At 65.4% G+C, this 3332-nt stretch carries 3 protein-coding genes and 1 pseudogene; all 4 read right to left on the minus strand.

Annotated features, from left to right (window positions below; all coding sequences use genetic code 11):
• The coding region (locus A9W96_RS19770) for a glycosyltransferase (RefSeq protein WP_197499580.1) at positions 1-514 on the minus strand (514 nt) is incomplete at its 3' end.
• 127 nt (positions 515-641) lie between these two features.
• A complete protein-coding gene (locus A9W96_RS19775; RefSeq protein WP_067142325.1) occupies positions 642-1448 on the minus strand; it encodes a TylF/MycF/NovP-related O-methyltransferase in 807 nt (268 codons plus the stop codon).
• A gap of 252 nt (positions 1449-1700) precedes the next feature.
• Entirely contained in the window at positions 1701-2810 is a 1110-nt protein-coding gene (locus A9W96_RS19780) for an NAD(P)-dependent oxidoreductase (RefSeq protein WP_067142322.1), read from the minus strand.
• A gap of 177 nt (positions 2811-2987) precedes the next feature.
• Positions 2988-3332: pseudogene (locus A9W96_RS19785) on the minus strand (sulfotransferase family protein); the annotation flags it as partial.

Consider the following 3332-nt stretch of genomic DNA (forward strand, 5'->3'; position numbering starts at 1 on the left):
TCAGCCGCCAACAGAACCAGTCGAACGCCGTCATGGCCGAGCGGGCCAACGGCGGCGGCAGGATGGCGACGACCTGGCCGTTGGGCCGCATGGGCACGTGATGCAGCGTGGCCAGCGGAAGGTCGTAATACTCCGCGACGTTGGCGGCCGGCTCCTGGTAACTCTGCCCGGCGAACACCAGGTCGGCGCCGTCGGCCAGCGACATCAGCGTCGTGTTCATCTGCGCCCAGCACTGGTCGCTGAGATCCCACATCTCGCGCCACATGCCGCGCATCTCCCGGATCTTCCAGAAGCCGCGGAAAAACGCTGTCCAGAAGTCGCGGTACACGTCGAGCCAGGCCTGCGATTCCAGTCCGTACGGCACGGCCGTCAACCCGGCGGCCTCGGTGAAGCTGACCGAGTCGGGCGGGACGGCCATGACCATGTCATGCCCCCGGCGTTGGAGTTCGCGCGCGACAACCAGGGAAGGCTCGATGTCACCGCGCGTTCCATAGCTGGCCAGCACACATTTCATCGCGAATCCACGCCCTTCGGTTGCGCCATCAATCGTCGTGAAGCACCGACATCACTGTAAATATCGGCGAATCTCCACGGCACCGGTTTGCGTGACCACACCGGGACGAACTACGCGCGGGTGGGCCTCAAGGCTTGCGCCACAGCACGCCGGTGCCGTCGATCTCCTCGATCTCTGCGGTCACGCCATGGTGCGTACGGTAGTCCGTCACCGCCTGACGGCACGCATCGATGGCGTGGTAGTCGTCGATGATGCAAAAGCCGCCGGGCGACAGCCGCGGATAGAGCGCATCGAGCGCCTGAATCGTCGATTCGTATAAATCGCCATCGAGCCGCAACACCGATATGCGCTCGATCGGGGCGTCCTGCAAAGTGTCCTTGAACCAACCCGGCAGGAAACGCACCTGTTCATCGAGCAACCCATAGCGCTCGAAATTCGCCTTCACCTGCGCCTGCGGAATCGCCAGCACCCCAGCGGCGCGATGCAAATTGATGCCCTTGTCCGCCTCGTAGTGCTCCGTATCCGGCGGCGGCACCCCTTCGAACGAATCGCACAGCCACACGCGGCGCTTCCGATCGCCGTAGGCCGACAGCACGGCGCGCATCAAGATCGACGCCCCACCCCGCCACACACCGCACTCGACGAGATCGCCGGGAACGTCCTCTTTCAGGACCGTTTCAACGCAGCGCTGCAAACTGGTCAGGCGCTGCATCCCGATCATCGTCAGGGCATCCGCCGGCCAGTCCAGGCCTAACTTCCGGGCCTTCTCATTGAACGGGCGCTTGCGCACGAGCATGAAGTTCCGGGTACTGAAAAGTGCGCGACCTAGGCGATGCCAGCCGACCGGCACCAATTCGTCGCTGCCGTACCGGGTCAGGTTACGTCGCAGCAGGTCAAGGTATGCGGATCGGGTGTCGAGGAAAGGAGATCGCATGTCACGATCGGCCACGGTCAAAGCTGCCCCTTTAGTTCAGATGAAGTACTGGCGGTGATGACCTCGGCAACGTCGAGGCCGTCAATGCGTTGCGCATTTCCAACTAGCTCGCCTCACCGGCCTCCGTGACCTACCCCGCTCCTACCGGCCGTGCCGTCGCTGCCCTACCGAGTAGTAGCAACCATCATAGGGGCAAATTTGCGCTGCCTCGGTTGCCGGGTTTGCTGGGGTGGTTAACTGGGGCCACGGCCCTCAGCGGCGCCCTGCCTGGTCCATGACCGGACGGCCGGATTCGTTCGACGCGGCGGGGGCGTCGGATTGCCCCCCGATCCATGCGAGCAGGGCGGACAGGCCCTCATCGAGCGTGGACTTCGGCTGCCAGCCGAGCTCGACCCGCGCCGGCTCGATGTCGCAGCTCGCCGCGCGCACGTCGCCGTCGCGGAATTTTCCGACGACGACCGGTTCCGGGGCGTCGCACATGGCGGCGATCTTGTTGGCCAGCTCGTGGATGGTGGTGGCGTCGCCTGATCCGATGTCGACGCAGCGCTGCCGTGTCGCCGGCCGCCGCACCGCCGCGAACAACGCGTCGACGACGGCGTCGATGTAGACGAAGTCACGCACGATCCGGCCGTCTTCGTAGACCTCCAGCGCTTGCCCCTGACGCGCCAACCGCGCGAACAGCGCGACGATCCCCGTGTACGAGTTGGTCAGCGACTGACCGGGACCATAGACGTTTTGCAGGCGCAGCACGCTGAGGTTGGTGTCATGCGCAGCCGTCCAGGCGGCCAGCAGATGCTCCTGGGCGAGCTTGGTCGCCGCATAGACGTTGGTGGGCCGGGGCTCGGTTCGGTCGGCGCGGCTCGGCAGCGGCACCGCCGGTTCACCGGCCGGTCCTTGCGGATCCCAGACCCCCGCCACCAGCTGTGCGTGGCTGCGTGGCTTCGGATAGAAGATATGCGCGCCGGACTGCCATGCGCCCTCGCCGTAGACCGCCCGGGATGACGCCAGGACCAGTTGCTCGGGCACGATGCCTGAGCGGCTCAAGGCGTCGAGAAGTTGAGTGGTGCCAACGACATTCACCGAGCCGTGCCGTGTCGCCTCGGAGAGCGATTGCGCGGTACCGGTCTCGGCCGCCAGGTGGACGATCTGAGCGGGGCGGAACAATCGCAACACGGCGTCCCAATCGGGCGCGTGGGTGACGTCACCGGTGAACAACCGCACGGTGGGCGGCAACTCGATCGGGCGGCCACCGCCGTGCACCTGCGGATGCAAGACGTCCATCACCGCGACGTCGTATCCGGCCTCGACGAGACGGTGTGAGAGCGCCGACCCGATGAATCCTGCCCCACCACTGATGAGCACGGAGGCTGACAAGAATCGACGCCTTTCTTTCGTGTGCAGAAGAAATCGCCGGCACCCAGCGGCGCGCGGTCCGGTCGATCATATCGGGCGCTTCGCGCGCCATCAGAGGATTCTGCGAAGCGCACGGGCACATCGAATGCGCACAAGGGTGCGCGAGCGGCCCCGCGGCGCAGAACGCTAGGCCCAAGTCCCCTTGTGCCGATGCGCCATCGCCATGACCTCCATCACCGGCCGCGCGATGACTGGCCGGAAGATGCGGAAAAGCATGCTGTGCGATAGGCCGTGAAAGTCCTCGAACGCCTTGCGGAAGTCGCGCTCGCCTTGCCGGTAGGACGCGAAAACGCGGTCCAACGTGGAGAAGTCGACGGAATCGTCCTGGGCGGCGTCATGTAACGCCTCGTACACAAGGGATATCCAATCCGCGCCGAACAGGTCCGTCACCGGCCCGCGGTGCCGCTGGCGATGCAGACCGGGGGTGATGAACTGTTCGATCGCGTCCTCGTCCTGGGTGTGCAATTCGAC

The sequence above is a fragment of the Mycobacterium sp. 1245852.3 genome (assembly GCF_001669335.1).
In the GTDB taxonomy this organism is placed as follows: Bacteria; Actinomycetota; Actinomycetes; order Mycobacteriales; family Mycobacteriaceae; genus Mycobacterium; species Mycobacterium europaeum_A.